The sequence below is a fragment of the Legionella parisiensis genome, assembly GCF_001467945.1.
GTDB classification, from domain to species: domain Bacteria; phylum Pseudomonadota; class Gammaproteobacteria; order Legionellales; family Legionellaceae; genus Legionella; species Legionella parisiensis.
The window spans coordinates 1,055,027-1,056,279 of the sequence record NZ_LNYQ01000013.1; the positions used below are offsets into that span (position 1 = coordinate 1,055,027).

The window sequence follows — 1,253 nt, forward strand, 5'->3', positions numbered from 1 at the left end:
GGCTCTACACCAATTAAGGGGGCACTTTAATCAACTTAGTCTAAACTAAGTCCTTGATTTAGCGATCAAAAGGAGATTAAAGTGCCGAAGTACAATCTTATCCTAAATTTACCTGGATTTTCCATATTAAAAGTGAGTGGGTATCAACCCTTATTATTAGATGTAACTTATAATCGATTAGCTCGGTGTAGTCATTGCCAAAGTAAGCAGGTTCGCAAGAAATCATCGTATTTAAGGACAGTACATCATGAGTTAATAGGGCATCGTCGAAGTATATTGAGGTTTAAAGCGTATAAGCTTTATTGTCATGCTTGTTGCCGTTATGGTAATCAACAATTTCCAGGAATTAACAAACATCAACGTGCTACTTGGCGAGCTCAAGCTGCAGTGTTTCATGAGCATAGCCGTGGGGTATCTCAAAAAGATTTATCAGAGCGTTATAAGAAAGGTAAAGCGACCATAGAACGCTGGTATCAGCGGCATTATGAAGAGCAGCATCGAGAATTAATCAATAAACCATGTCCTGTGGTACTGGGTATTGATGAACATTTCTTCAGTAAGAAAGAAGGGTTTGCAACTACTTTTTGTGACCTAAGAAAACATAAGATATTTGATGTGGTTCGTGGCCGTCGTGAGCAAGAATTAAAAGAATATCTCCAGCAATTACCTGGAAAAGAACGTGTCAAAGTGATTTGTATGGACTTGAGTAGTACGTACCGTTCCTTAGTAAAAAAGTACTTTCCTAATGCCATGATAGTGGCTGATAGGTTTCATGTAATCCGTTTAATTCAACATCAGTGTATGATGACCTGTCGAGAACTCTCCACTGAAATTAAAAACAATAGAGGTATCTTAGCCTTATTAAGAACAAGACCTGATAACTTAAGTAATGAGAAGAAAGTCAAAAGAGATGCGTTTCTCACTGAAAATCCTGCAATAGAGGCTATATATCAATTTCAGCAACAACTGCACTCACTATTAATGAAAAGGGCGTTAACACAGCATGAGTGTCGTAAAGTAATACCTACTTTCTTAGATATGTTGGCTGAGTTAAAGCAAAGTGGTTTTAAAGCATTAGCCTCTTTAGGCAGAACACTTTGTGCTTGGAAAGATGAAGTTGCCAGAATGTGGCGGTTTAGTAAATCAAATGGAATAACAGAGGGCTTTGGCTCTACACCAATTAAGGGGGCACTTTAATCAACTTAGTCTAAACTAAGTCTTTGATTTGACGATCAAAAGGAGATTAAAGTGCC

The 1,253-nt window shown here is 37.7% G+C and carries 1 pseudogene; it reads left to right on the forward strand.

The annotated features are described in order from the left end of the window. Positions 1-81: 81 nt before the first annotated feature. Positions 82-1,167: pseudogene (locus Lpar_RS10735) on the forward strand (ISL3 family transposase); the annotation flags it as partial. Between the last annotated feature and the right edge of the window lie 86 nt (positions 1,168-1,253).